This window comes from Microbispora sp. H13382 (assembly GCF_014161445.1).
GTDB lineage: Bacteria > Actinomycetota > Actinomycetes > Streptosporangiales > Streptosporangiaceae > Microbispora.
Window position 1 is genome coordinate 155,389 of the sequence record NZ_JABBXA010000015.1, and the last position, 26,325, is coordinate 181,713.

General features: G+C 71.4%; 25 protein-coding genes. 9 read left to right on the forward strand and 16 right to left on the reverse strand.

Going from position 1 to position 26,325, the window contains the following annotated elements; all coding sequences use genetic code 11:
* From HHX41_RS26880 to HHX41_RS26905, 6 genes are all read right to left on the reverse strand, one after another.
* Positions 1-444 carry a MarR family winged helix-turn-helix transcriptional regulator gene (locus HHX41_RS26880; protein WP_169986502.1) on the reverse strand — a complete coding sequence of 148 codons (444 nt, stop codon included), beginning with the start codon at positions 442-444 and terminating at the stop codon, positions 1-3.
* A gap of 161 nt (positions 445-605) precedes the next feature.
* The gene (locus HHX41_RS26885; protein WP_169986504.1) at positions 606-1,034 is read right to left on the reverse strand and encodes a VOC family protein; all 429 of its coding nucleotides are present in this window, start codon (positions 1,032-1,034) and stop codon (positions 606-608) included.
* Positions 1,035-1,044: 10 nt separating this feature from the next.
* Positions 1,045-1,536, reverse strand: coding sequence for an AraC family transcriptional regulator (locus HHX41_RS26890; protein WP_310742190.1), 492 nt, complete (start codon positions 1,534-1,536; stop codon positions 1,045-1,047).
* 9 nt (positions 1,537-1,545) lie between these two features.
* A complete protein-coding gene (locus HHX41_RS26895) occupies positions 1,546-2,061 on the reverse strand; it encodes a DUF3995 domain-containing protein (protein WP_310742191.1) in 516 nt (171 codons plus the stop codon).
* Positions 2,048-2,500 (reverse strand): hypothetical protein, encoded by a 453-nt coding sequence (locus HHX41_RS26900; protein WP_182908225.1) that lies wholly within the window; start codon positions 2,498-2,500, stop codon positions 2,048-2,050. The genes HHX41_RS26895 and HHX41_RS26900 overlap by 14 nt, the downstream gene beginning before the upstream one ends.
* A 155-nt stretch (positions 2,501-2,655) precedes the next feature.
* Positions 2,656-4,161 (reverse strand): NCS2 family permease, encoded by a 1,506-nt coding sequence (locus tag HHX41_RS26905; protein ID WP_182908226.1) that lies wholly within the window; start codon positions 4,159-4,161, stop codon positions 2,656-2,658.
* Positions 4,162-4,255: 94 nt separating this feature from the next.
* On the opposite strand from HHX41_RS26905, the gene HHX41_RS26910 reads away from it, so the two are divergent.
* A complete protein-coding gene (locus HHX41_RS26910) occupies positions 4,256-4,516 on the forward strand; it encodes a DUF2530 domain-containing protein (protein WP_310742192.1) in 261 nt (86 codons plus the stop codon).
* Between the two features lie 14 nt (positions 4,517-4,530).
* Here HHX41_RS26910 and HHX41_RS41985 read toward each other — a convergent pair whose 3' ends face one another.
* The gene (locus HHX41_RS41985) at positions 4,531-5,505 is read right to left on the reverse strand and encodes a TetR/AcrR family transcriptional regulator C-terminal domain-containing protein (protein ID WP_169986512.1); all 975 of its coding nucleotides are present in this window, start codon (positions 5,503-5,505) and stop codon (positions 4,531-4,533) included.
* A gap of 156 nt (positions 5,506-5,661) precedes the next feature.
* Between HHX41_RS41985 and HHX41_RS26920 the strand changes: the two genes are divergently transcribed.
* Positions 5,662-6,867 (forward strand): FAD-dependent monooxygenase, encoded by a 1,206-nt coding sequence (locus HHX41_RS26920; protein WP_182908227.1) that lies wholly within the window; start codon positions 5,662-5,664, stop codon positions 6,865-6,867.
* Between the two features lie 40 nt (positions 6,868-6,907).
* On the opposite strand, the gene HHX41_RS26925 is transcribed toward HHX41_RS26920, so the two are convergent.
* Complete coding sequence (locus HHX41_RS26925; protein ID WP_259401336.1) at positions 6,908-7,309, reverse strand: nuclear transport factor 2 family protein; 402 nt, start codon at positions 7,307-7,309, stop codon at positions 6,908-6,910.
* Positions 7,310-7,397: 88 nt separating this feature from the next.
* Here HHX41_RS26925 and HHX41_RS26930 point away from each other — a divergent pair, with 88 nt between their 5' ends.
* The gene (locus HHX41_RS26930; RefSeq protein WP_182908228.1) at positions 7,398-8,192 is read left to right on the forward strand and encodes a helix-turn-helix domain-containing protein; all 795 of its coding nucleotides are present in this window, start codon (positions 7,398-7,400) and stop codon (positions 8,190-8,192) included.
* On the opposite strand, the gene HHX41_RS26935 is transcribed toward HHX41_RS26930, so the two are convergent.
* A complete protein-coding gene (locus HHX41_RS26935) occupies positions 8,189-11,119 on the reverse strand; it encodes a sacsin N-terminal ATP-binding-like domain-containing protein (RefSeq protein ID WP_182908229.1) in 2,931 nt (976 codons plus the stop codon). The genes HHX41_RS26930 and HHX41_RS26935 overlap by 4 nt on opposite strands.
* A gap of 2 nt (positions 11,120-11,121) precedes the next feature.
* Positions 11,122-11,919 carry a DUF3027 domain-containing protein gene (locus HHX41_RS26940; RefSeq protein WP_169986520.1) on the reverse strand — a complete coding sequence of 266 codons (798 nt, stop codon included), beginning with the start codon at positions 11,917-11,919 and terminating at the stop codon, positions 11,122-11,124.
* A 107-nt stretch (positions 11,920-12,026) separates the two neighbouring features.
* Between HHX41_RS26940 and HHX41_RS26945 the strand changes: the two genes are divergently transcribed.
* Positions 12,027-13,286: an MFS transporter gene (locus HHX41_RS26945; RefSeq protein ID WP_310742193.1), complete on the forward strand. Its 1,260-nt coding sequence runs from the start codon at positions 12,027-12,029 to the stop codon at positions 13,284-13,286.
* Between the two features lie 99 nt (positions 13,287-13,385).
* Here the strand turns inward: HHX41_RS26945 and HHX41_RS26950 are convergent, their stop codons facing one another.
* Positions 13,386-13,784: a cold-shock protein gene (locus HHX41_RS26950; RefSeq protein ID WP_169986524.1), complete on the reverse strand. Its 399-nt coding sequence runs from the start codon at positions 13,782-13,784 to the stop codon at positions 13,386-13,388.
* A gap of 197 nt (positions 13,785-13,981) precedes the next feature.
* On the opposite strand from HHX41_RS26950, the gene HHX41_RS26955 reads away from it, so the two are divergent.
* The 3 genes from HHX41_RS26955 to HHX41_RS26965 all read left to right on the forward strand — a co-directional run bounded on the left by HHX41_RS26955 (position 13,982) and on the right by HHX41_RS26965 (position 18,656).
* On the forward strand, positions 13,982-16,357 hold the full coding sequence (locus tag HHX41_RS26955) for a helicase-associated domain-containing protein (RefSeq protein WP_182908230.1): 2,376 nt from the start codon (positions 13,982-13,984) through the stop codon (positions 16,355-16,357).
* Positions 16,358-16,404: 47 nt separating this feature from the next.
* On the forward strand, positions 16,405-16,908 hold the full coding sequence (locus tag HHX41_RS26960) for a hypothetical protein (RefSeq protein ID WP_182908231.1): 504 nt from the start codon (positions 16,405-16,407) through the stop codon (positions 16,906-16,908).
* A 92-nt stretch (positions 16,909-17,000) separates the two neighbouring features.
* A complete protein-coding gene (locus HHX41_RS26965; RefSeq protein ID WP_182908232.1) occupies positions 17,001-18,656 on the forward strand; it encodes a DNA repair helicase XPB in 1,656 nt (551 codons plus the stop codon).
* Positions 18,657-19,250: 594 nt separating this feature from the next.
* Here HHX41_RS26965 and HHX41_RS26970 read toward each other — a convergent pair.
* Positions 19,251-19,559 (reverse strand): hypothetical protein, encoded by a 309-nt coding sequence (locus HHX41_RS26970; RefSeq protein WP_182908233.1) that lies wholly within the window; start codon positions 19,557-19,559, stop codon positions 19,251-19,253.
* 137 nt (positions 19,560-19,696) lie between these two features.
* Here HHX41_RS26970 and HHX41_RS26975 point away from each other — a divergent pair, with 137 nt between their 5' ends.
* A complete protein-coding gene (locus tag HHX41_RS26975) occupies positions 19,697-21,682 on the forward strand; it encodes an AAA family ATPase (RefSeq protein WP_182908234.1) in 1,986 nt (661 codons plus the stop codon).
* Positions 21,679-22,107 carry a GNAT family N-acetyltransferase gene (locus tag HHX41_RS26980; RefSeq protein WP_169986536.1) on the forward strand — a complete coding sequence of 143 codons (429 nt, stop codon included), beginning with the start codon at positions 21,679-21,681 and terminating at the stop codon, positions 22,105-22,107. The genes HHX41_RS26975 and HHX41_RS26980 overlap by 4 nt, the downstream gene beginning before the upstream one ends.
* A gap of 80 nt (positions 22,108-22,187) precedes the next feature.
* On the opposite strand, the gene groL is transcribed toward HHX41_RS26980, so the two are convergent.
* The 4 genes from groL to thrC all read right to left on the reverse strand — a co-directional run bounded on the left by groL (position 22,188) and on the right by thrC (position 26,324).
* On the reverse strand, positions 22,188-23,810 hold the full coding sequence (groL, locus tag HHX41_RS26985) for a chaperonin GroEL (RefSeq protein WP_169986538.1): 1,623 nt from the start codon (positions 23,808-23,810) through the stop codon (positions 22,188-22,190).
* Between the two features lie 465 nt (positions 23,811-24,275).
* The gene (locus tag HHX41_RS26990; protein ID WP_142575003.1) at positions 24,276-24,476 is read right to left on the reverse strand and encodes a cold-shock protein; all 201 of its coding nucleotides are present in this window, start codon (positions 24,474-24,476) and stop codon (positions 24,276-24,278) included.
* Between the two features lie 252 nt (positions 24,477-24,728).
* Positions 24,729-25,004, reverse strand: coding sequence for a MoaD/ThiS family protein (locus HHX41_RS26995; protein WP_030509193.1), 276 nt, complete (start codon positions 25,002-25,004; stop codon positions 24,729-24,731).
* A 45-nt stretch (positions 25,005-25,049) separates the two neighbouring features.
* On the reverse strand, positions 25,050-26,324 hold the full coding sequence (gene thrC, locus HHX41_RS27000) for a threonine synthase (RefSeq protein ID WP_169986540.1): 1,275 nt from the start codon (positions 26,322-26,324) through the stop codon (positions 25,050-25,052).
* Between the last annotated feature and the right edge of the window lies 1 nt (position 26,325).

Below are 26,325 nucleotides of genomic sequence, written 5' to 3' on the forward strand. Positions count from 1 at the left end.
CTACATCGTCGACAGCTTCTCCAGGATCGGCGCCGCCGCTCGCAGTGTCGCCCTCTCCTCCGGCGTCAGATCCCTGAGCCGCTGCGCCAGCCAGGCTTCCTTGGTGCGGCGCTCCTCCTTCAGCAGCTCCGCTCCCTGCGGCGTCACGCTGACCGTCACCTGCCGCCGGTCGGTCGGATGCGGACTGCGTGCCAGCAGACCCCGCTCCTCCAGCTTGGCGATCACGCGGGTCATCGAGGGTGGCTGCACCTTCTCGTGCTCCGCGAGCTCGCCGGGAGTCATTGCGGTGTGGCGCTCGACGGCGACGAGCGTCGCGAGCTGTGTGGGCGTCAGTGAGTGGTGCGCGGCCTGCCTGCGCATCCGTCGCGTCAGCCGGGCGAGGGACACGCGCAAGGCGGACGCGAGAGCGGCGTCGCTGCGTAAGTTCTGGGCGTTCGTTAGCATAAGTCATTACCTTTGCTAACTATATGGTGCATGTCCGCATTCCTCCAAACCGTCCTGCTCTGCACGGTGATCGCGACACACCGTACCGGCGAGTCACCGGGCCCGCGGACGACGAAGGCCCGGCCCCCATGGGGACCGGGCCTTCCGGACGCGCACCGGCGTCAGGCGAAGTCCTCCGGCGTGAACTCCCTCGGCTCGACCAGGACGAGCCAGTTGCCCTGGTTGTCGCGGACGACCGCCTCCACCCCGTACGGCCGCTCCTCGGGCTCCTGCAGGACCGTGACGCCCTTGGCGGTGAGTTCCTCGCAGGTCTTGCGGCAGTCGTCGACCCGCAGGCCGAGGCCGCCCATCTGCCCCTTCTCTAGCTGACGGCGGTAGAAGCCGGCGGTCTCGGGGTCCTGCGGCGGTCCCGGCTTCATGAGCGTGAGCTCGAGCTCCGGGTGGTCGGGGTGGCAGACGGTGACCCAGCGGAAGTCCTCGCCCATGCTGATGTCGGTGCGCGGGACGAAGCCGAGCACGTCGACGTAGAAGTCCCGCGCCGCGTCCTGGTCGAGGCAGTACACGGTCGTCAGGGAGACATTCTTAATCATGCCGAGGACGCTACTGCGACCCCTCTGACCTGGGCTTCTCCAAAATTGCACAATCCGGGGGCCCCTTCCGCGGCCCGGCCGTGCCCGTGAGGTCGAGCACTCCGCGCATGAACAGCCAGCACCCCGGGACATGCGGCCCGCCGCGCGCCGCCCACCGGTCGCGGTAACCGCTCGGGCTCTCCCCGACGAGCTGACGGAACTTGGCCGAGAACGACCCGAGGCTGGTGAACCCCACCGCCATGCAGATCTCGGTGACCGTGAGGTTGGCCCCGCGCAGCAGGTCCTGGGCCCGCTCGATGCGGCGCCGGGTCAGGTAGCGCATCGGCGTCTCGCCGTACGCCGCCTCGAAGCAGCGGACGAAGTAGAACTTGGAGATCCCGGCCACGGCCGCGAGCGCTTCGAGATCGAGCTCGCCGCGGTAATCGCGGTCGATGCGGTCCCTGGCCAGGCGCAGCCGCGGCAGCAACTCCACCGGCACCCGTCGCTGTCCCCTCACGGCCACGTCACGACACTAGCGCCCGGCCCCGACAGATCGTATCGGCCGCCACGCGGCCGCCGTCCAGCACGCGCCCCAGAGCAGGAAGAACGGCGACCACAGCAGCAGGTCCCACCGCGCCAGGTCGTGGGCGAGCGCGGCGTGCTCGGCGGGCACCGAGGAGACCCCGGCCAGCACCAGTGCGTCGCCGACGAACCCGAACCCCAGCGCTCCGGCCGACCGGGCGATCATCAAGATTCCCAGTGTCCAGGCGATCGCCGGCAGCAGCCGGCGCGGAAATGCCGCTTCCCGGGGACGGACGGTGGCCAGCGCCACGACGACACCGACAGCCGCGGCGCCGGCGAGCACCCAATGACTCGTCACGAACAGCGGATCGCGCGCGAGCAGCCGCTCGCGCAGCCCCGGCGGCAGGGGGTCCTTGTCGGCCAGCGCCCCGGCTCCCAGCGCCTGAGCGAGCTTCATCGATCCGTAGGCCGCGCAGCAGACCGCCGCGCCGTAGCCGCCCACCCGCGTCCAGTCAGCCCGCGACACGTCTCGTCGCTTTCGCGTATGACCGGAACATCTCAGCGAACAGCCCGATCACGACGATGCCGAGCACGCCGTGATACCACTTCCAGCCCACACCCATGCCGATGAACCCGTCCAGGATCATGATGCCCGCGCCGCCTCCGACAGCCGCCAGCATCACGGCCAGCACGAGCAGCATCAGCGTCCTCGGCGCCGTGCGCCCGAGCGGCGTGACCGTGGCGAGGGCGACACACGCGCCCACGATTCCGGAGGCGGTCGCGAGCCACTGCGCGGTGGCCGCGTCCATGAGGTACCCCTGCGTCTCGGCGGCCGACACGGGCGGGCCGCCCGGGAAGCCGAGCCGGTCCTGCAGGGCGAAGGCGGCCTTCCCCGCGGCGTAGCCGAGGAACAACACGGCCAGCGCGTACGCCGGCCAACGTCGTGGGTGAGCGGAATCGAGCATGACTCGACCGTAGAAACGACGTGCCCGGCAGCACTCCCGTGTGCGGGGGAAACGCCTCCCCCCTGTGGGGGAGCGGCTCGCGGAGGGCACTCGGTCGGCGCGCAGAAGGCCGCCGCGGCGACGATCGCCACGGCGGCCTCCCGGTGAAACGCGGATCAGCCCAGGCCGAGCAGGGTCTTGATGGGCTCGAGGGCGAAGTACACGACGAACAGCGCGCCGACCAGCCACATCAGGAAGTGCAGCTCGCGCGCCTTGCCGCGGAACACCTTGATGGCGATGTAGCTCACGAAGCCCGCGCCGATGCCGGCGGTGATCGAGTACGTGAACGGCATGAGCACGATGGTCAGGAACGCGGGGATCGCGGTCTCGAAGTCACTGAAGTCGATCTCCTTGACCTGCGTCATCATCAGGAAACCGACGACCACGAGGGCCGGGGTCGCCGCCTCGAACGGCACGATCTCCGTCAGCGGGGCGAAGAACATGGCCAGCAGGAACAGCACACCGGTGACGACGCTCGCCAGACCGGTGCGTGCGCCCTCGCCGACGCCCGCCGCCGACTCGATGTAGGTCGTGTTGGACGAGACACTGGCCGCGCCGCCGGCCGCCGCCGCGAGCGAGTCGACCAGCAGGATCTCCTTGGTGCGCTCGACGGTCCCGTCCTCCTGGACCAGGTTCGCCTGGCGGCCCACGCCGACGATGGTGCCCATCGTGTCGAAGAAGTCGGCGAGCATGAGCGTGAAGACGAACATCACGGCCGCCAGGCCGCCGATCTTGGCGAAGCTGCCGAACAGGCTGAACTGGCCGAGCAGCGACAGGTCGGGCAGCTCGATGAAGTTCTTCGGCCACTCGGGCACGTTGAGCGACCACCCGTTGGGGTTGCTGCCGTCGGGGACCTGCGCCCCGATCTTGCCGACCGCCTCGACGATCATGGCGAGCACTGTGGTGCCGACGATCCCGATCAGGATGGCGCCCTTGACCCTGCGGGCGACGAGGAAGGCCGTCACGAGCAGGCCGACGACGAAGACGAGGGTGGGCCAACCGGTCAGCGAGCCGTTGCCCAACGCGCCGAGCTTCACCGGAACCGTGGTGTTGCTCGCGTCCGGCATGCGCCGGACGAACCCGGCGTCGACGAACCCGATCAGCGCGATGAACAGGCCGATGCCGACGCTGATCGCGGTCTTGAGCTGTGCCGGGATCGCGTGGAACACCGCCACCCGGAAGCCCGTCACCACGAGGATCGCGATGACGATGCCCTCCAGCACCACCAGGCCCATCGCGTCCTCCCACGACATCTGGCTGGCGATGCCGAAGGCGAGGAAGGCGTTCAGGCCGAGACCGGTCGCCAGGGCGAACGGCACCCGGCCGAAGACGCCCATGATGATCGTGAGGATGCCCGCCACGAACGCGGTGGCCGCGGCGACCAGCGCGATGTTGGGGTTCTCCCCGTCGCCGAGGAACTGGCCCGTCTTGTCCGCGACGGTGCCGATGATGAGCGGGTTGAGCACCACGATGTAGGCCATCGTGAAGAAGGTGGCGAAACCGCCGCGGACCTCCTGTCCGACGGTGGATCCACGGGCTGAGATGGAGAAGTATCGATCGAGAAAATTAGGGGTGTTCATGGGGTTCGCATTCACGCGCGCAGAGTCGCAGGCCCTTACCATCGGCGGAAAGAGCCAGGGGAGCAGCGTTGTCCTTTCGTGACTGGTTTGTCATGAAGATACCGGCTCACCTGCGCGACCTTCTAAGCTGGCTGGCGTGAGCGAGCGCCACCCGGACCCCATGCCTCTCAGGACGAGGGACACCATCACGATCCTGACCGGAACGGTGTTGTGGGCGATCGCCCTCGCCGTCGTGCTGCTGGTGGTCAGACCGGCCGATCATCGCCCCGCCTGGGTCTGCGTCGTCGGCATCGGCCTCGGCCTGTTCGGGCTCTGGTACGTCCGCCGCCGCGACGCCCGGCTGGGTGAGGCCGCCCCCGTCGACGAGGTCACCGGATCGGAGCCCCGCCGCCCCTGACCGCGGCCTCCCGCTCAGCGTGTCCCGTCGAGGAGCACCGCGATGCCGTCGAGAAGCCGCTGCAGGCCGAACTCGAACAGGGCGTCCATGTCGAGGTCGAATCCGCCGTCCGCGCTGAGCCGCTCGAACAGCGGCAGATCACCACCCGCCGTGATCGCCTCGAACGCCGATTGGTGGGCGTCCATCCACTCGTCGGCGTCCAGCCCGGTGAGCGCCTCGGCCTCCGCCTCGAACTCCAGGTTGATCGCGGTGCCGCGGATGTGGTTGAACACGGTGATGTAGGCGGTGAACATCGTCACCGGGTCGAGACCGTGACCGTCGAGAGCGCCGAGCACCCATTTCATGAACGGCAGCGCGCTGGGAATGACCTGCGGCCGTGTCACCGACATGGCCGATGCGAGCCACGGATGCCGCCGGAACGTCGCCCACAGCATCCGGGAGGCCAGCTCGATCCTGCTGCGCCAGTGCCGGGGCGGCTCTTCGGGAAACCGCATCCGCCCGAAGATCGTGTCCATCATCTGGAGCAGCAGGGCGTCCTTGTCCGCGACGTGCCGGTACAGCGACATGGTCGCCACCCCGAGCTCGGCCGCCACGCGGCGCATCGAGACCGCCGCGAGCCCTTCGGCGTCGGCGACCGCGATGGCCGTCGTGGTGATCCGCTCGGGCGTGAGCACTCCGTCCGGGATGCTCCGCCGCGTTACCCGGGCGGGCGCCCCCGCCGGGGCCGCCGCGCCGTAGCCGCCCGCGGGCGGCGGCGCCGGACGATCACCTGTGCCGACGACCGTGCCGACGCCCGGTACGGCGCGGACGAGCCCCTCGCGGCGCAGCTCGGTGAGGACCTTCGTCGCGGTCGCCATCGCGACGCCCCACTCCCGGACGATCTCCCGGGTCGACGGCACGCGGTCGCCCGCCCGGAGCTCGCCCGCCTCGATCCGCCTGCGTATCTCGGCGGCGATCTCCTGGTAACGCCCTGCTCCCGGACCGGTCACCACACCTCCCCCGCACTAGTGCACCACTGTAGCCGCGCACGCTGCGGCGACACCGCGCACCACCCGCCCACAGGTGGTTAGTGCACTAGTGCTTCAGGTTCATTCTCCCAGGACAACGGCTTGTGCGCTGTATGTGTACGCCGTACAGTGTGCACTATGCCGAACAACGACATCCTCGTATCCGGCGGCGGAATCGCCGGACCCGTGCTGGCGTACTGGCTGAGCAGGGCCGGCTTCGCCGTCACGATCGTCGAGCGCGCGCCCGCTCCCCGCCCGGGCGGTCAGACCGTGGACCTGCGCGGCGCGGGCCGTACGGTGGTCGCCCGGATGGGCCTGCTGGACCAGGCGCGGGCGATCGCCGTCGAGCAGCGTGGCATCGCCGCCGTCGACAAGAAGGGCCGTATCACGGCCCGCCTCCCGGCCGACAGCTTCGGCGGCGAGGGCATCGTCTCCGAGATCGAGATCCTGCGGGGTGACCTCGCCCGTCTCTTCTACGAGGCGTCGCTTCCGCACACCGAGTACGTGTTCGACGACACCGTCACCGGACTGGAGCAGGACGACGACGGGGTGAACGTCACCTTCGAGAAGTCCGCGCCGCGCCGGTTCTCGCTGGTCGTCGGCGCGGACGGGCTGCATTCGGCCGTACGCGCGCTGGCCTTCGGCCCGCACGCGCGCCACATCCACCCGCTGGGTCTCTACATCTCGTGGTTCACGGCGCACGACGAGCTGGACCTCGGCGGCTGGTACCAGATGTACAACGCCCCGGGCGGCCTCGTCGCCTCGGCGCGGCCCGGACGCCTGCCCGGCGAGGTCAAGGTCAGCTTCGGCTTCCGCTCCGGGCCGATCGCCTACGACCGCCGGGACGTCGCCGCACAGAAAGCGATCATCGCCGGCCGCTTCGCGGGCGCCGGGTGGGAGACGCCGCGGCTGCTGTCCGCGATGGCCGGCGCGTCCGACTTCTTCCTCGAGTCCGTGGGGCAGGTGCGTCTCGACCGATGGTCGCGCGGCCGGGTGGTGCTCCTCGGCGACGCCGGTTACTGCCCGACGCCGCTGACCGGTCTGGGCACCAGCCTCGCCCTGGTCGGCGCGTACGTCCTGGCCGGCGAACTCGCCGCCACCGGCGACCACCGCGTGGCGCTGCGCAACTACGACCGGATCATGCGCCCCTACGTCGGCGAGGCGCAGAAGCTGCCGCCCGGCGGCGTGAACGGCTTCGCGCCGTCCACCGCGCTCGCGATCCGGATGCGGACCGCCTCCATGCGCGCGATGACGCGCTGGCCGATGCGGAACCTGATCGCCTCGCAGTTCGCGAAGGCCTCGAGCATCGACCTGCCCGACTACGACCTGCCGGCCCTGCGCTGAAGCCCGACAGATGCAGCCGCCGGGCGACGACCTGACCCGGTCAGTAGGCGGGTTCCCACCACGTCAGGTGGCCGGTCGCCTCGGCCACCGGCTCGATGATCTCCCATGCCTCGGCGATCAGCCCGTCGTCGAGCCGCCAGATGTCGACGACCGCGATCTCCGGCCCGGCACCGGGCAGCCTGCGCCGCGAGTGCAGCACAACGTGATCGCCGTCGGCCACCACGTGCCGGATCTCCACCTGCATGCCGGCGAGCGGCCCGAGCGCGGTGCGGACGGCGGCGAGCCATTCCGCCTTGGTCCTCGATGTCGCATCCGGCCGGTGGTGGACGAAGTCGTCGCTCAGCGACCGCGCGAGCGCGTCGACGTCACCCGTCGCGACCAGCGCCGCCAGCGCCCGTCGCACGATGCTCTTGTTGTCTGTGGTCATGTCCTTGGCAGGCATGGACGGCAGTGTTTCCGCCTCGGCGTGGATTGTCGATGAAGTGGCATTTCATCGGCGTACGGCTCGCGCGGGAGTAGCATCGGCGGCCATGCACACGGTCGGGGAACTGCTGCGGCAGTGGCGTCACCATCGGCGGATCAGCCAGCTGGATCTCGCGATCGCCGCCGACGTCTCGGCTCGTCACATCAGCCTGGTGGAAACCGGCAAGTCCAACCCGAGCGCCGACATGATCGTGCGGCTCGCCGAACGGCTCGACGTGCCCTTGCGCGAGCGCAACCGGTTGTTGCTCGCCGCCGGCTTCGCACCCCGCTACGCCGAACGGCCGCTCGACGGGGATACGCTGTCCGCGGCCCGGGGTGCGATCGGGAGGGTCCTGCGCGCGCACGAGCCGTATCCCGCGCTGGTCGTCGATCACCGGTGGAACATCGTGATGACCAACGACGCCCTCGGCCCGTTCCTCGCACACGTCGCGCCCGATCTGCTGCGGCCGCCGATCAACATGGTGCGGCTCGGGCTGGACCCGCGCGGGCTCGCTCCGCACATCGTCAACCTGGCCGAGGTGCGTGCGCTGCTGCGGATCCGCATCCGGCGTCAGCTCGCCGTCGCCCCCGGCGACGAGCTGGCCGCGCTCTACGAGGAGTTGCTGGCACCCGGCGCGGGCCCCGGCTGTGCGGACGTGAGTCATCCGATGGAGTCCGAGGTCGCAGTTCCGATGATCTTCCGCTTCGGCGGACGCGAACTACGGCTGTTCTCGACCACCACCACGTTCGGCACCCCGATGGACATCACCCTGGACGAGGTCGCGATCGAGTCGTACTACCCGGCGGACGCGGAGACCGCCGCGTACTTCACCGCGTCCGGCCGGGTCTCCTACGACGCTTAGATCGAGGCCGTGGGGTCGAGGTCGGCCTCGGCGAGCAGCAGGGGGACCCGGGCGGGGTCGCGCAGCAGCGCCGCCACGGCGAGGCGGTCGCCCCACTGGCCGGACGCCCAGGCGAGGCCCCTGGCCAGGCCGTCGACGCCGGTGGCGTGCACCACGCCCTCGAAGAACCGCCACGGCACCGGCCGGCCGTCCACGAGCAGTTCGTCGTGCTCGACGTACGTCGAGGGCGCCCCGGGCAGCAGCGAGCGCACCTCGGACGGCACGGGCTTCCCGGCGCCGGTCGAGGTGACCGCCCCGGCGACCTCCTCCCCGGCGAGCGGCAGGTCGAGCACCTCCGACAGCGCCTCGGCGAGGTCGAACGGCGCGAGCACGAGCGGCCGGTCCTCGACCAAGGGGAGCAGGTCGGGCGCCTCCACCACGACCGGGCCGTCCTCGACGTCCGCGACCGTGACCGTGCCCTTCAGCACGGCGCGTACGGCCTCGGGCGGGCTCACCCGGGTGGGATCGACGGCCGCCAGCGCGATCCACAGGGACCGCAGCTGGGCCCGGTCGACCTCCAGGGACGAGTCGGCCAGCAGGTCGAGCAGCTCCTCCGGGCCGCCGTGCGAGTCGAGCAGCTCGGCGAGGGTGGACCGGACGCCGATCATCTTCAGGGCGTCCGCGTCGATCCCCGCCGGCGCCTCGCCGTACAGGCCGAACAGCAGCGGATCGCCCGCCGGGAGCCGCAGCTCGGTCGGCTTGCGCCCGCCGAGCACCGGGTGCCGCGACAACCACCAGGCGGTGTACGACGGCACCTCGACGGTCTCCCCCGCCGCGAGCACCCGCATGGGCCGCAGGGCGGCGCGCAGCGGGGGCCGCGACAGCAGCGCGAGCGCGCTCGGCCAGTCCGCGACGTACTCCAGGTCGCGTACGGCGGTGAACTCCCGGACCACCGGCGGCACGTCGAGGTCAGGCAGCAGGTCGAGCACGGCCTCCAGCCACTCGTCCTCGAGGTCGAGGTCGTGGTCGCACTCGGCCGGGTCGAGCAGCACGTCGGAGTCGTTGACCACGGCGAAGCCGTCGAGCACCCCGGCCGCCGCCAGCACGTGCGGCCCGAACCTCTCCACCAGGTCGGGGGCGGCGACGCCGAACGGCACCTCGGGGTCGATCAGGCCGGCCAGCGACCCCTCGGCCAGCAGCAGCTCGCCCGCCGCGTACAGCTCGCCGTCGGCGCCGCGCAGCGCCAGCTCGGCCAGCCACGGCGCCTCCCCCGCGGTCAGGCCCGCCGCGTCGACCAGCGCCAGCACGGCCTGGGCCACCGGCTCGGGCTCGGCGTTGTTCAGCGACTCGGACACGGCCGCGTGGGTGAGCGGATCCTCCAGCACCGTACGCGGGGTCGCCTCGGCCGCGCCCAGCCGCAGCAGCAGCGGGTGAGCGGCGCCGGGGTGGACGATCCGCAGCCCGAGCGGCGCCAGCAGGGAGGGGTCCACGGAGCTTTCCCCGGTGAGCACGAGCGTGCCACGCGGGCCGCGCACCAGGCGGCCGTCGGCCAGCGGCACGGCGATCGCGCCGACCGCCTCCAGGTCGTCGGCGGGCAGCACCTCGTAGAGCGACCGCCACCAGGACGGGTCCTTGTCCTCCACGGCCTCGCCGGACAGCATGTCCACGACGTCGGCCAGGTCGACCCGGCGCACGCCGAGCGTGGTCAGGGCCGGGTGCCGGGAGGCCCAGCCCGCGGGCAGCAGCCCGGGGACGATGCCGGCGATCAGCGCCAGGAACTCGGCCGACCCCTCGACCGCCCGCGCCTGGTTGCCCGGCACTACCCCGTCGGAGAGCGACGGCAGCAGCGGCGTGTCCGGCAGCGCCGTGACGATCTCCCGCCTGACCGCGGCGTCGAGCGCGCCCTTGCCCATCAGGCCGGGCACGAGGTCGAGCAGGTCCGGGGTCGCCGGGAGCTCCCGCAGCAGCCGGACGTACGCCTCGGCGGCCCGGGCGACGAGGAAGTCGGTGAGCGGCCCGGGGGCGACGTGCCGCCGGTCGGTGGTCATCGGGAAGGACGCGATCAGCAGCGCGGGCAGGTCGAGCGGCTCGTCGCTCGGCGTCGGCGCGTGCACCACCTTGGGGACGTCGCTTCGGCGGCCGGCGGGGACGGCCCAGCGGACCTCCCAGTAGGGCCGGGCCCGCTCCTCTGTCGGCCGGTCGGCGAACAGCTCGGCCACCTGCTCGGGGGTGAACGTCCCGGACTCGGCGACGACGTGCCAGCCGTCGGCCGAGATCGTGCGGGTCCGCCCGTCCAGCTCGATCTCGACGGTCTCCAGCGCCGGCATCGACAGCGGCAGCGCGGGCCCCGCCTCCTCCAGCATGCGCCGTACGGCCTGCTCGGCGGCCTGGTCGCGCAGCGGGAGCCGGACGATCGTGTCGTAGCCCTCGGGGACGCCGAGGGAGTCGTCGGAGAACGGCAGCCGCAACAGCGGCACGTGCCCCTCGCGTCCCTCCAGCTCGGCGGCGAGCTCCGGCCGGGCGGCGACCAGCGCGGCGGTCTCCTCGCGCGACCAGCGGACGCCACCGGTGGCGCGGGAGGCGATCGAGGGCGTGTCGGTCGCCGACACGACGGCGGCGAAGCCGACGCCGAAGCGTCCGGCCGCTCCCGCCTCGCCCTTCTTGCCGGAGACGCGCAGGGTGCTCAGGCCCTCGACGCCCGTCTCGTCGAGCGGGGCGCCGACGTTGGCGGCCAGCAGCACGCCGTCGGCGAGCGTCAGCCGCAGCCGGCCCGGCACGCCGGCCCGCAGCGCGGCGTCGGCGGCGTTCTGGGCGAGCTCCACGACCAGCCGGTCGCGGTAACCGCCGAGGGCGAAGTCCTCTTCGGCGTTGGCGTCCTCCCGGAAGCGGGCGGGCGAGGCCGTCCAGGCCGCGAGAACGGTGTCACGCAGGCGCGCGGTGTCGAACATGATCAGGCGTGACCCAGAGGTTCGGAGTCGGCCTCGTCGACGGAGCCCGACTCGATGATGTCGTATCCCATGTCGTCCAGGATCGGGGGCGCCGGGTCCATGACCATCGAGGGCACGGTGGTCGCCTCGGAGTGCGCCCCGCAGCCGTGGTCGGCGGACACCACGCGGCCGTCGTCCGGCGCGTACTCGTTGGCGCAGACCCCGAAGCCGAGGCCCAGCGCTCCGGCGAGCTGCCAGTAGAAGCCGCAGGTGGAGCACTGCGCGGGGGCGGCGTGCGCGATCGGGGTGTGCGGACCGGCCTCACCGGCCCGCCAGCGCCGTGCGGCGAGGTCCCGGCCGATCGCCGACAGGACGCGGGCGCGTCCCAAGCCCAGCTCGAAGACCATCTGCTTGTCGATGTCCTCGTCGTCGGAGGCGAACCCCGGCACGAGCCGGTCGTCGTCGGCCTCGACCGGCAGCAGGTCGCCCACGCCGAGATCCCCCGGGCGCAGCCGCTCGTTCCACGGCACCCAGCGGGGAGCGAGCAGCGCGCCCGAGCCGGGCAGCAGCACGGTCTCGCTCACTGTCACGATGCGCGCGCGGGAGGCCCGTGTCACGGTGACCGCCCAGCGCCAGCCGCGGTAGGCGCGGTCGAGGCACTCGAAGTAGTGGGTGACGAGCCGGTCGCCTTCGCTGTCGAAGCCCAGGTGCTCTCCCACCTCTCCCGGGCGCGCGATGTCCTCCGCGGCCCGGCGGGCGAGGTCGACCGCCGCCGCACAGGCCTGGTCGACTGGAGTGCTACGGATTCGGGTACGACTCACACTCCATTTTCACCCACGCCGCGAGCGGACCGCACCGGCTGGATGGGTAAATCATGGAAGGACCCTCGGTGCCTATGGTGAAGATTTGGGCGAACGTCACGCGTGTTGTGAGATCACCGGCGCGGGCGGCGCGCCGGCTCACGCACGCGCAGGGAGCCGGGCGCACCGGTCTCGGCCGCCTGATCGAGTTGACGGCCGCGCACTCGGCCGGGGACGCGCTGGTCACGGTGGCCCTCGCCGGGGCGCTGTTGTTCGGGCTGCCGGTCGGCCAGGCCCGCGGCCAGGTCGCGGCGTACCTGCTGATCACCATGCTGCCGTTCGCGGTCGTCGCGCCCTTCGTCGGGCCGGTGCTCGACCGGCTCCGCTCGGGCCGCCGCTACATCATGGCCGGCACCCTGCTCGCGCGGGGGCTGCTGTGCTGGGGGATGGCCGGGGCCGTGCACACCTCCGACGCCGTCACACTGTTCCCTTCGGCCCTCGCCGTACTGGTCCTGTCGAAGGCGTACAACGTGTCCCGTGCGGCGATCATGCCGAGCGTGCTGCCCGCCGACATCCCGCTGGTGACCGCCAACGCCAGGGTCGCGTTGTTCGCGCTGGTCTCGGCCGGCGTGGGCGCGGGCCTGGCGACCGGCCTGTCGGCCGTCGCCGGGCCCGACTGGGTGCTGCGCGGCGCGGTGCCGCTGTTCCTGCTGTCCGGGGTGTTCGCCGTACGGCTGCCGCGGCACGTGGACGCGCCCGACCTGGAGGAGGACGAGCCGCGGCCCCGATGGCGCACCGTGCTCAACCTGGGCCCGGTGGTGGGCGAGGCCATGGGCGCCAACGCCGCGATCCGGGTCCAGTCGGGGTTCCTCGTGTTCTTCCTGCTGTTCCTCGTCCAGGACGGCCACCTGCGCGGCGTGGACCCCAAGGTCGCGCTGGCGCTGCTGGCCGCCGCCGCGGGCGCGGGCGGCCTGGCCGGGGCCGCAGCCGGCTCCTGGTCCCGCTCCCGCTCCCCGCACCTGACCGTCATGGCCACGCTCGCGCTGGCCACGGTGGCCACGGTCGCGGCGGCATTCTTCTTCACCGTGTGGACCGCGGCCGTCGTCGCCCTTGTGGGCGCGTTCGCCCAGGGCCTCGGCAAGCTCGCGTTCGACGCCATCGTGCAACGCGAGATCGGCGAGGAGGTGCGCTCCTCGGCGTTCGGCGTCGCCGAGACGCTGCTCCAGATCGCCTGGGTGCTGGGCGGCCTGCTGGGCCTGGTGATGTCGCTGTTCGTGGCCGGTCCCGCCGGTCTCGGCGTGATGTCCGCGGCTCTCGCGCTCTCCTTCGGCCGCCTCGTCGTGCTCCGCCGCCGCAGGCTCGCCGCCCGCACCGCCCCGGCGACCTGAACCCGCCGCGACGCCCGCCGCCCCGAACGCGGAAAACCCGCGTGGACAGCCGGGGCTGCGGGCGTCGGGTTCTACGCGTCGGGTTCTACACGTCGGGTTCTACACGTCGAGGTCGTCGGCGACGGCCCGGAGCACGGTCGCGATCTTCTTGGCGTGCGCCGCGTCCGGGTGCTTGCCCCGCTGGTAGGAGTTCGAGATGTCGTCGAGCAGCTTGATCAGATCCTCGACGATCACGACCATCTCGTCGGGCTTCTTCCGCTTCGCCTTGCCCTTGACGGTCTTGGCCAGCGTCGGGGGCTGGTCGATCACCCGCACCGAGAGCGCCTGCTGGCCGCGGCGGCTCTCGGCGACACCGAACTCGACCTTCTGCCCGGGCTTGAGCGCCTCGACGCCCTTGGGCAGGGCGGAGGAATGCACGAAGACCTCACCGCCGTCGTCGCGGGTGAGGAAGCCGAAACCCTTGTCGGCGTCGTACCACTTGACCTTGCCACTCGGCACAGGGGTGACCTCGTTCAGACTGTCGTGAAGGTGACTGTAGGTAGGTTATGCCCAGAGACAGGCCCCGCGGACCCACTCGGAGGCCAATGAAGCATCCCGTGACGACATTCTTGTGGATCTTTCCGGCGAGTGCGCGAAACCCCTGCCGTACGGGCGCTCCGGCGGCCGGATGAAGGTCGAGCCCTACCATGGAGAAGATGACGGGCACGGACTTCAGCGAGTGGCTGCGCGGCCGTTCCGACGAGCGGTTGCGGGCGCTCGTGGCGGCGCGGCCCGAACTCGTAACGCCCGTCCCGGCCCACATCGACGGTCTCGCCGCCCGGGCCTGCAGCCCCTCGGCGATCGGCCGGGCGCTCGACCGGCTCAACCGGTTCTCGCTCTCCGTGCTGGAGACGCTGGCCCTGCGGCCCGGCCCCGCCGACCGTGAGACGTTGCTGACCCTGCTCGGCCGCGCCGTGCCGGACGGGCCCGGTCAGGAGGCCCTCGGGCCCGCCCTCGACGCCGCGCTCGACCTGCTGACCACGCGCGCCCTGATCTACGGGCCCGAAGACGCGCTGCTGCCCGCGCCGGGGGTGGCCGACGCGCTCGAACCCCCGGCCGCCCTGGGGCCGCCGGTCGCCGAGGTCTTCCGTCACCACCCGCCCGAACGGCTCGACGTGCTCCTGCGGGACATCGACCCGGCGTACGAGGGCGGCGGCGGGCACACCGACGGCGGACGGCCCGCCAGGGAGCGTCTCGCGGCGCTGCTCGCCGACCCCGCGACGGTCGGCCGCCTCGTCGGCGAGGTCTCCCCGCAGGCGAGGGCCGCTCTGGACGAGCTGGTGTGGGGCCCGGCGAGCGGACGGCTACCGAACGCCCGCCGCGACGTGGACACGGCGGGGGCGCAGTCGCCCATCGAGCAGTTGCTCGCCCGCGGCCTGCTGGGCGCAACCGGAGAGGAGACGGTCGCACTCCCCCGGGAGGTCGCCCTCGTGCTGCGCGACGGCTGCGTGCACCGCGACCTGTCCCCCGGCCCGCCGGCCCTGGAGGGGCCCGTACGCGACCAGGATCTGGCCGACCGCACGGCCGCCGGGCAGGCGTTCACGTTCGTGCGCACGGTCGAGGAGCTGTGCGAGGTGTGGAGCGTGGACCCTCCGGGGGTGCTGCGCGCGGGCGGCCTCGCCGTACGGGACCTGAGGCGGACGGCGCAGCTGCTCGACCTGCCGGAATGGGCGGCGGGCCTGGTCGTCGAGGTCGCGCACGCGGCCGGGCTGGTCGCCGCGGGCGAGGGGGAGTGGCTGCCGACCGGCGGCTACGACGCCTGGCGGATCAAGGCCACCGAGGACCGGTGGGCCGTGCTCGCCGACGCGTGGGCCGCGATGGAACGCGCCCCCGGGCTGATCGGCGAGCGCGACGACCGGGACCGCCCGATGAACGCCCTCCACCCGGACCTGCGCAGGCCGGGGGCCGCCCAGACGCGGGCACGCGCGCTCGCCGTGCTGGAGTCCGCGCCGACCGGCCTCGCGCCGACGCCCGAGTCGGTGCTGGCCCGGCTCGCCTGGGAGCAGCCCCGCCGCCGTCCCGCACTGCGCGACCGGCTCGTGCGGTTCGCCCTGCGCGAGGCCGAGCACATCGGCGTGACCGGCCTCGGCGTGCCGTCCTCGCACGGCCGCTCGGTCGCGCGCGGAGACGGCCGTGCGGCGGGCCTGCTCGCGCCGCTGCTGCCGCGGCCGGTCGACCACGTGCTGCTGCAGGCCGACCTGACGGCCGTGGCGCCGGGCCCGCTGACCACCGACCTCGGCCGCCGGCTCGCGCTCACGGCCGACGTGGAGAGCAAGGGCGGGGCGACGGTGTACCGCTTCTCCGAGCAGTCGATCCGCCGGGCGCTCGACGCGGGGCAGTCGGCCGGCGACCTGCTCGCCATGCTGGAGCGCCACTCGGCCACCCCGGTCCCCCAGCCGCTGGCCTACCTGGTGACGGACGTCGCCCGCCGTCACGGCCGCATCCGCGTCGGCGCGGCGTCGGCCTACATCCGGTGCGACGACCCGGCCCTGCTCGACGAGGTGCTCGCCGACAAACGGGCCCACCTGCTCCGGCTGCGGCGGCTCGCGCCGACCGTGCTGGTTTCCAAGACGTCCCGGGCGGCGCTGGTCGACTCGCTGCGGGCGATGGGATACGCGCCGGTGGCCGAGTCCCTGGAGGGCGACGTGGTCGTCGCGCGGGCCGACGCCCGGCGGACCGAGGGACAGCTCGCCGCCCGCGTGACCGCCACCGCCGCGCCCGACCCCGAGACGCTGACCGCCGCCGTACGCGCGATGAGGGCGGGAGACTCGCGCCGGCGGCCGGTCGAGGCGCCCGAGGGCCAGGTGCCCCGCTCCCCCGCGACCGCCACGATCAGCGCACTCCAGGAGGCCATCCGGCAGGGGTCGCGGGTGTGGATCGGCTACCTCGACTCGCAGGGACACGCCACCAGCCGGATCCTCGAACCGGCCCGGATGGAGGGCGGCTACCTCACCGCGTACGACGAGACCAGGGCGACGGTCCACCGCTTCGCCCTGCATCGGATCACGGGCATCGCCGACATCGGACGATGACAGATTCGTGGTAAATCTTGAGGTCCGCCGTAGTAAAGGATTTCAGGGTGACGACTCCAGAGCAGCCGGGGCAGGGACCCCAGGATTGGCAGACCCCGTCCAACCCCTACGGGCCGCCGTCCGGCTCCAGCCCCTACGGACAGCAGCCGTACGGCCAGTACGGCACGCCGCCGGGCCCCGACCCGAACCAGCAGTACGGCCAGTACGGCCAGCAAGGGCAGTACGGCCAGCAGGGGCCGAATCCGTACCAGCAGCAGCCGTACGGCTACTACCCGCCCGGCGGTTACCCCCCGCGGCAGGAGGGCCCGCGCACGCACGCGATCGTGGCCCTGGTCATCAGCATCGTGCTGGCGTTGAGCTGCTACGTGACCCTCGGCGGCATCGCCGGCGCCATCCTGTCGGGGATCGCGCTCAGCAAGGTGGACACCGCGCCGGACCAGGCGCGCGGGCTGCTGAAGTGGACGTGGATCGCCATCGGCATCAACGTCGTCCTGCTCATCCTGGGACTCGGCGGGCTCTTCTACGCCGGGATCAACGGCTACCTCGACTGACCGCGCCCATACATACGGCATCCGCGAGACCGGGACTGATTCGGCCCGGCCTCGTGTTTGATATGCGGTAGCCGTATGAGGGGGAGCAGGCATTGAGTGACGGGCCGCTGATCGTTCAGTCGGACAAGACGCTGCTGCTGGAGGTCGACCACCCCAGGGCGGACGAGTGCCGCAAGGCCATCGCACCGTTCGCGGAGCTCGAACGCGCGCCCGAGCACGTCCACACCTACCGGGTCACCCCGCTCGCGCTGTGGAACGCCCGCGCCGCCGGGCACGACGCCGAGCAGGTGGTCGACGCGCTGATCGGCTTCAGCCGCTACCCCGTGCCGCACGCGCTGCTCGTGGACGTCGCGGAGACCATGGCGCGGTACGGCAGGCTGCGGCTGGAGAAGCACCCCATCCACGGCCTGGTGCTCACCAGCACCGACCGCGCCGTGCTGGAGGAGGTGCTGCGCTCCAAGAAGATCCAGCCGCTGGTCGGGGACCGCTTCGGCGTCGACGTGGTGGCCGTGCACCCCTCCGAGCGCGGCAACATCAAGCAGACGCTGCTCAAGCTCGGCTGGCCGGCCGAGGACCTCGCGGGGTACGTCGACGGCGAGCACCACCCGATCGACCTGCGCGAGGACGGCTGGACGCTGCGGCCCTACCAGAAGGAGGCGGCCGACGCCTTCTGGCACGGCGGCTCCGGCGTCGTGGTGCTGCCGTGCGGCGCGGGCAAGACGATCGTGGGCGCGGCGGCGATGGCGCACGCCCGGGCGACCACGCTGATCCTGGTCACCAACACGGTCTCGGCCCATCAGTGGAAGCAGGAGCTGCTCAGGCGCACCTCGCTGACCGAGGACGAGATCGGCGAGTACACCGGCACCAAGAAGGAGATCCGCCCGGTCACGATCGCCACCTACCAGGTCATGACCACGCGGCGGCAGGGCACGTACCGGCACCTCGAGCTGTTCGACGCCCGCGACTGGGGGCTGGTCGTCTACGACGAGGTCCACCTGCTGCCCGCGCCGATCTTCCGGATGACCGCCGACCTGCAGGCCCGGCGGCGCATCGGCCTCACCGCCACGCTCGTGCGCGAGGACGGCCGGGAGGGCGACGTCTTCTCGCTCATCGGCCCCAAGCGGTACGACGCGCCCTGGAAGGAGATGGAGAACCAGGGCTACATCGCCCCCGCCGAGTGCGTCGAGGTGCGGGTGACGCTCAGCGACGACGAGCGGCTGGCCTACGCCATGGCCGAGAGCGACGAGCGCTACCGGTTCTGCTCGACCACGCCCGCCAAGACGAGGGTGACCGAGGCGCTGGTGCGGCGGCACGCGGACGAGCAGGTGCTGGTCATCGGACAGTACATCGACCAGCTCGACGAGCTGGGCGAGCACCTGAACGCGCCGGTCATCAAGGGCGAGACCAAGATCAAGGAGCGCGAGCGGCTGTTCCAGGCGTTCCGCGACAAGGAGATCCGGGTGCTGGTGGTCTCCAAGGTCGCCAACTTCTCCATCGACCTGCCCGAGGCGGCCGTGGCGATCCAGGTCTCCGGCACGTTCGGCTCGCGCCAGGAGGAGGCCCAGCGGCTCGGCCGCGTGCTGCGTCCCAAAGCGGACGGCGGCGGCGCGCGGTTCTACTCGGTGGTCAGCCGCGACACCGTCGACCAGGAGTTCGCGGCGCACCGGCAGCGGTTCCTGGCCGAGCAGGGGTACGCCTACCACATCATCGACGCCGACGACGTGGGCGAGGAGGACCCGGCGAGGTGATCCCCCCGGATCACGTACGGCGCCGTGCACGTACGACGCCGCGCCCATGTCGGCCGCCCGGGCGTCCACGAGCGTCGCGTCCGAGCGGTGAAAGGCCGGCCGGAGCTTCCGGGGTCGCCGTACAGCGTCGGCACGGCGCCGTGCCGCACCAGGATGTCGTTGAGCCGTGCGGCGGCCGCGGGCAGCCGGTCCCCCGCCGTCGGTGACGCCTGACCAGCCCGCATGCCGGATCGCTATCTCCAGGTGCCCCTCCCGCCGTCGCTCACTCCGAACGGCGACGGCGGCACTAGATCCAGGAAATACCCTTGGGCGTTGTCACCACGTCACCCCCTCGCGCCTTACCCTCACATGATGCAGTCGTGATGGCCGCAATACCCAGCAGACGAGACGAATCACGCAATATACGCATTTTTCGTCTTACTCCTGGTTCATCGCTGCCCCTTGTCTCGCCCTGCCGGTGAGCATCCGAGGCTCACACAACAGGCCATTTCACGACAAATCACCCCACTACCGCATAACGCCACCCCGGCGGGCCGAGGAGAGGTCGATCCCCCTCGGCCTCCGGGAAGCTCTCGACCGGTCACCGGGACGCGGTCACTGCGCGGCCAGGCCGCCGACGAACAGCACCACCAGCGCGACGACCCAGGCCACCACGGCGGCGCCGTACAGGGACTCGCGCCGGCCGAGCCAGGCGACCCCCGTGGCGCACGCCGCGACCGCCGCGACCATCACGGACACCGCGATCACCGAGGCGATCCGGTCCGCACAGCCCGGCGAGGGCCCCAGACTCGTCGCGCAGAAGGCCTGCGTGCTCCAGCCGCCGAAGACCGCGAACCCCCACAGCGTGGCGAGCAGCAGGCTCGCCGCCGCCTGGATCGCCGGAGGAACCACGGTGCGCGTCACCCGGGTACAGATACCCGCCCCGGGAAACGGCGACACGCGCGAGAAATACCGTTTCGGCATCGCGGGGTCCGTCGCTAAGCTCTTGTGTTTCCCGCTTCCACCAGTCCTGTCCTCGTCATGTCCGGAGGAGTTTTCGCATGCCCGGAAATGTGCTCGAAGACGAGCGCGCCCATCTGGCGGCCTCCCGCGCCGCGCTGCGCGCGATGCGTGAGCACGCGCAGTCGCTGTCGGCGGACGCCGCCGGCGACTGGGTGTCGCAACAGGTCCTGCAGGGCCTGCTCGACCAGAGAGTGGCCGCCCTGGCCGACCATCCCGACGCGCCGCTGTTCTTCGGCCGGTTGGACCGCGCGCCCGGCGACGACCTGCCCGGCACGGTCTACGTGGGACGCAGGCACGTCCACGACGAGAGCAGCCGGCCGCTCGTGATCGACTGGCGCGCCCCGATCTCACGCGCCTTCTACCAGGCGAGCCCCGCCGACCCCATGAGTGTCCGGCTGCGCCGCAGGTTCGGCTACCAGGGCGGCGACCTCACGGCGTACGAGGACGAGCCGCTCGACGGCAGGGCGCTCGGGCAGAGCAGGCTGCTGACGGAGGAGATCGAGCGGCCCCGCACCGGCCCGATGCGGGACATCGTCGCGACGATCCAGCCCGACCAGGACGAGATCGTCCGCGCGGACCTCGGCGTGACCGTCTGCGTGCAGGGCGCGCCGGGCACCGGCAAGACGGCCGTGGGCCTGCACCGCGCGGCCTACCTGCTGTTCACCCACCGTGAGAAGCTGTCGCGCTCGGGCGTCACGATCGTCGGGCCCAACCGCGCCTTCCTCGCCTACATCTCCTCGGTGCTGCCCGCGCTGGGCGAGGTGAAGGTCGACCAGACGACGGTGGCCGGCGTCCTGGGCGACCACGCCCACCCGGAGGACCCGGCGGCGGCGGCTGTGAAGGGCGACGCATGCATGGCCGAGGTGGTGAAGCGGGCCCTGTGGCTGCACGTCACCAAGCCGGTCGAGGGGGTGCTGTTCACCAAGGGCATCAACCGCTACCGGGTGCCCGATCACGAGGTCCGCGAGATCGTCGCCTCATTGCGCGGCACGACGAGGTACGGCCCGGGCCGCGCCACCCTGGCCCAGCGGCTCGCCCACGCCGTGCTCGTCCAGATGGAACGGCGCGGCGAGTCGCCCGACGACCGGGTGCAGGACGCGGTGGCCCGTTCGAAACCGGTCAAGGCCGTGCTGGACGCCGTCTGGCCGAAGCTCGCTCCCGAGCAGGTGCTGTTCCGGTTGCTGTCGGACCCGGAGTTCCTCGCCAGAGCGGCCCGGTCGGATCTCTCGCCCGAGGAACAGCAGCTCATCCTGTGGCGCAAGCCGTACAAGTCGCATCGGTCGGCCAAGTGGACGGCCGCCGACGCGGCCCTGCTCGACGAGCTCGGCGACCTGATCGAGCGGACGCCGTCCCACGGGCATCTCGTGGTGGACGAGGCGCAGGACCTGTCGGCGATGCAGTTGCGCGCGCTCGGCCGCCGCTGCCGCACGGGCTCGGCGACCGTGCTCGGCGACCTCGCGCAGGGCACCACACCCTGGTCGGCACGCTCGTGGAAGACCGTGCTCGACCACCTCGGCCAGCCGTCGGGCGAGGTCACCGAGCTCACGCTCGGCTTCCGCGTGCCCCGCGAGATCCTCGACTTCGCGGCGCGGCTGCTGCCCTCCGTCGCGCCGGAGCTGGCCCCGCCGCGCTCGCTGCGCCCCGGCGCGGGCTCCCTGTCCGTGCGCCGCGAGCCCGACGTCGCCGCCGCCCTACCCGGGGCCGTACGGCAGGCTCTCGCGCAGGAGGGGTCGATCGGCGTCATCGCCGCGGACGCGGACGTACCGGCCCTCACGGCGGCCCTGGAGTCCGCAGGAGTGCCGCACGCGGTGCTCGGCCCCGACTCGACGGGCGACGACCGGGTGCTGCTGGTGCCGGCGACCCTCGCCAAGGGTCTGGAGTACGACCATGTGGTCGTCACCGAGCCCGCCGCCATCGCGGAGGCCGAGGAGCGCGGTCTCGCCCGCCTCTACGTGGTCCTCACCCGGGCCGTGACGTCACTGTCCATCCTGCACAGCCGCGACCTGCCCGAGGAGCTGCGATGAGCGCGCCCGACGTACGAGTCCGCAACGGCGCCCTGGAGGACGTCGAGGCCGTTCTGCGGTTCTGGCGGGAGGCCGCCGAGAACACCGACAGGCACGACGACGCCGCCAAGGTCGTGGCCCTGATCGAGCGCGATCCCGAGGCGCTGCTGATCGCCGAGATCGGCGGCCGGATGGTCGGCACGCTCATCGCCGGCTGGGACGGCTGGCGCGCCCACCTCTACCGGCTCGCCGTCGACCCGGCCCACCGGCGCATGGGCATCGGCTCGCGGCTGATCCGGGCCGCCGAGGAGCGCTTCCGTGAGTTCGGCGCGTTCCGCGCGGACGCGATGGTCCTGCACGACAACGACCTGGCGCACCACGCCTGGACGGCGGCGGGATACGCGCCGCAGACCGACTGCGGCCGCTGGGTCAGGCGCCTGGCCTGACGCCGCGGCGGGCGGACACGGGAAAGGGCGGTTCCCCCGCGGGGAACCGCCCTTCCGTTGAGACGAAGCAGGCTGATGGATCAGAAGTCCATGTCGCCGCCGCCGGGCATGGCGGGGGCCTTCTCCTTCTCGGGCTTCTCGGCGATGACGGCCTCGGTGGTCAGGAACAGCGCCGCGATGGACGCCGCGTTCTGCAGCGCCGAGCGGGTGACCTTGGCCGGGTCGATGATGCCGGACTCGAACATGTTGACGTACTCGCCGGTCGCGGCGTTGAGGCCCTCACCAGCCGGGAGGTGCCGGACCTTCTCCACCACGACGCCGCCCTCGAGGCCGGCGTTGACGGCGATCTGCTTCAGCGGCTCCTCGAGAGCCTTGCGGACGATCGCGGCACCGGTGGCCTCGTCGCCGTTGACCTCGAGCTTGTCAAACGCGTTGGCGCCGGCCTGCAGCAGGGCCACGCCACCGCCGGGGACGATGCCCTCCTCGACCGCGGCCTTGGCGTTGCGGACGGCGTCCTCGATGCGGTGCTTGCGCTCCTTGAGCTCGACCTCGGTGGCCGCGCCGGCCTTGATGACGGCCACGCCGCCGGCCAGCTTGGCGAGGCGCTCCTGGAGCTTCTCGCGGTCGTAGTCGGAGTCGGTGCGCTCGATCTCGGCGCGGATCTCGTTGACCCGGCCGGCGATCTGCTCGGCGTCACCGGCGCCGTCGACGATCGTGGTCTCGTCCTTGGTCACGACGACCTTGCGGGCGCGGCCGAGCAGGTCGAGGGTGGCGTTCTCGAGCTTGAGACCGACCTCCTCGCTGATGACCTGGCCACCGGTGAGGGTGGCGATGTCGCCCAGCATGGCCTTGCGGCGGTCGCCGAAGCCGGGGGCCTTGACGGCCACGGACTTGAACAGGCCGCGGATCTTGTTGACGACCAGGGTCGCCAGGGCCTCGCCCTCGACGTCCTCGGCGATGATGACCAGCGGCTTGCCGGACTGCACGACCTTGTCGAGCAGCGGCAGGAGGTCCTTGTTCGCCGATACCTTGGAGTTGACGATCAGGATGTACGGGTCCTCGAAGACCGCCTCCATGCGCTCGGGGTCGGTCACGAAGTAGCCGGACACGTAGCCCTTGTCGAAGCGCATACCCTCGGTGAGCTCCAGCTCCAGGCCGAAGGTGTTGCTCTCCTCGACGGTGATGACGCCTTCCTTGCCCACCTTGTCCATCGCCTCGGCGATGAGGGAGCCGATCTCGGTGTCGGCCGCGGAGATGGAGGCGGTGGAGGCGATCTGCTCCTTGGTCTCCACGTCCTTGGCGAGCTTCGACAGCTCCTCGCTGACGCGCTCGACGGCGGCCTCGATGCCCTTCTTCAGCGCCATCGGGTTGGCGCCGGCGGCCACGTTGCGCAGACCCTCGCGGACCAGCGCCTGAGCGAGCACGGTAGCCGTCGTCGTGCCGTCACCGGCGACGTCGTCGGTCTTCTTCGCGACTTCCTTGACCAGCTCGGCGCCGATCTTCTCCCACGGGTCCTCGAGCTCGATCTCCTTGGCGATGGAGACACCGTCGTTGGTGATCGTGGGGGCGCCCCACTTCTTCTCCAGCACGACGTTGCGGCCCTTCGGGCCGAGGGTCACCTTCACGGCGTCGGCGAGCTGGTTCATACCGCGCTCGAGACCGCGCCGGGCGTCCTCGTCAAACGCGATCATCTTGGCTGCCATTAGGCTAGACCTCCCAGTAGCAGGGTGTCTTCAACGGACCGAGCCGACGCCCGCGACGGCTTGAGCCCGCTATCCCTGCGCGGGCCCCATCGCCCCGATCCCGGTTGTTGTCACTCTCGACCTCAGAGTGCCAAACAAGTATTTAGCACTCTCCCCCCGAGAGTGCAAGCGGAAGCCACCCTGACCAGCTTGGACGGTATGTCCAGAACAGCGCGAAGCGGGGAACGCAGAGCGAGCCGGAGGGGCGCGCCGCCGGTCTGGACTGAGGAGCGAGGGAGTGAGGAACGAACTCCCGAACGACGAGGGCTGTGCCCCTGGCGCGCCTCCGGCACGACCCCGGCGGAAGTGAGCGCCCCGACGGTGAAGCGGGAGACACGGATCGTCCCGACGCGCGCAGCGGGCACGCATCGGAAGGCCCGGCCCGCGGGGGTCGCGAGCCGGGCCTTCCGGTGGTCGATGACGGGATCAGACGGACCGTACGGCCTCCGCCTGGGGGCCCTTCTGACCCTGCGTGATGTCGAACTCAACCCGCTGACCCTGCTCGAGGGCCTTGTAGCCGTCCATCATGATTGCCGAGTAATGGACGAACACGTCCTTCCCACCGTCTACCGCGATGAAGCCATAGCCCTTGTCCGCGTTAAACCATTTGACGGTGCCCTGCGCCACTTCCGACTCCTCTTGCTGGGCTGGGGACCACCAAGAAGCCCCCGGTTTTGTCGATCGTCCTCGACCATACCCGTGTCAAGGCGTAGGACAACAGAGTCAATCCGCAAACTACTACTTGGCGTTCGCTCAAAGCGGGACCGAAGAATTTTCACTTTGCTGTTGAATAGTTGAGAGCTACACCTTTTGCCATGGCACCGCCCGACTTCTTCGCGATAGAAGTGCACTTCAGGTGCTCGGCACCGGTGCGGCGGCTCAGCCTCCGGCGACGGCGGGGATGACCGAAATCTGCACCCCGTCCGGTGTGGCGGTGTCCAGACCGTCGGCGAATCGGACATCCTCTTCCCCGACGTAGACGTTGACAAAACGCCGAATCTTACCCGTTTCGTCCAGGATGCGTCCGCCGATGCCGGGGTAGTCCGCGTCCAGCTTCTGCAGGACCTCGCGGAGCGTTCCCCCCTCCCCGCTCACCTCCGCGGCTCCGTTGGTGTACGTCCGGAGAATCGTCGGAATCCGCACGGAAACGCTCATTGTTCGCTCGCTTTCGTTGCTGCCGATGGGCCTTGTGAAACGCTTTCAGTTGGCGAATGCCGCACGGAACGCGTCGAGAGAGGGACGGATGACGGCGGTGGGGCGGGCGTGCTCGGCCACCGCGTCGAGCGTCTTGAGCCCGTCACCGGTGTTCAGCACCACGGTCTCGGCGTCGGGGTCGAGGCGCCCCTCGCGCACCAGCTTGCGCAGCACGCCGACCGTGACGCCGCCCGCCGTCTCGGCGAAGACGCCCTCGGTCCTGGCCAGCAGGCGGATCGCCTCGACGACCTCCTGGTCGTTCACGTCCTCCACCGCGCCGCCCGTCCGCCGGGCGATGTCGAGCACGTACGGCCCGTCCGCCGGGTTGCCGATCGCCAGCGACTTGGCGATGGTGTTCGGCCTGACCGGCTGCACGACGTCCTGCCCGGACTTGAAGGCCTGGGAGACCGGCGAGCAGCCCTCGGCCTGCGCACCGAAGATCCGGTACGGCCGGTCCTCGACCAGGCCCAGCTTGATCAGCTCGCGGAAGCCCTTGTCGACCTTGGTCAGCTGTGAGCCTGAGGCCACCGGGATGACGATCTGGTCGGGCAGCCGCCAGCCGAGCTGCTCGGCGATCTCGTACGCGAGCGTCTTGGAGCCCTCCGCGTAGAAGGGCCGGAGGTTGACGTTGACGAAGCCCCACTTCTCGCCCAGCTCGTCGCCGATGAGCTCGGAGCAGAAGCGGTTGACCTCGTCGTAGTTGCCGTCGATGGCGACCAACCGGCCGCCGTACACCGCGGCCATGACGACCTTGGCCGGCTCCAGGTCGGCGGGGATGAACACGCAGGAGTCGAGGCCGGCCCGGGCGGCGGCCGCACTCACCGCGCCGGCGAGGTTGCCGGTGGAGGAGCACGACAGGGTGTGGAAGCCGAAGTTGCGCGCGGCCTCCAGCGCGATCGAGACGACCCGGTCCTTGAAGGAGTGGGTGGGGTTGCCGGAGTCGTCCTTGACGTGCAGCGACCGCAGCCCCAGCTCGGCCGCCAGCCTGTCGGCCTTCACGAGCTTGGTCCAGCCGGGCTGGAGGTTGGGCTTGGCCGCCACGTCGGCGGGGACGGGGAGCAGGGAGCGGTACCGCCAGATGTTCGCCGGGCCGGACGAGATGTCCTCCCGGCGGATCTCGCCGAATTCGTACGCCACCTCAAGGGGCCCGAAACACTCCGTACAGGCGAAAATCGGACCGAGTTCATAAAGAGCGCCGCATTCGCGACACGAAAGACCGGTGGCGGGGCCGAACTCGACGGTGTTCGCGGCGGTGTTAGCGGCAGTGCTGGTGTGCGCCATG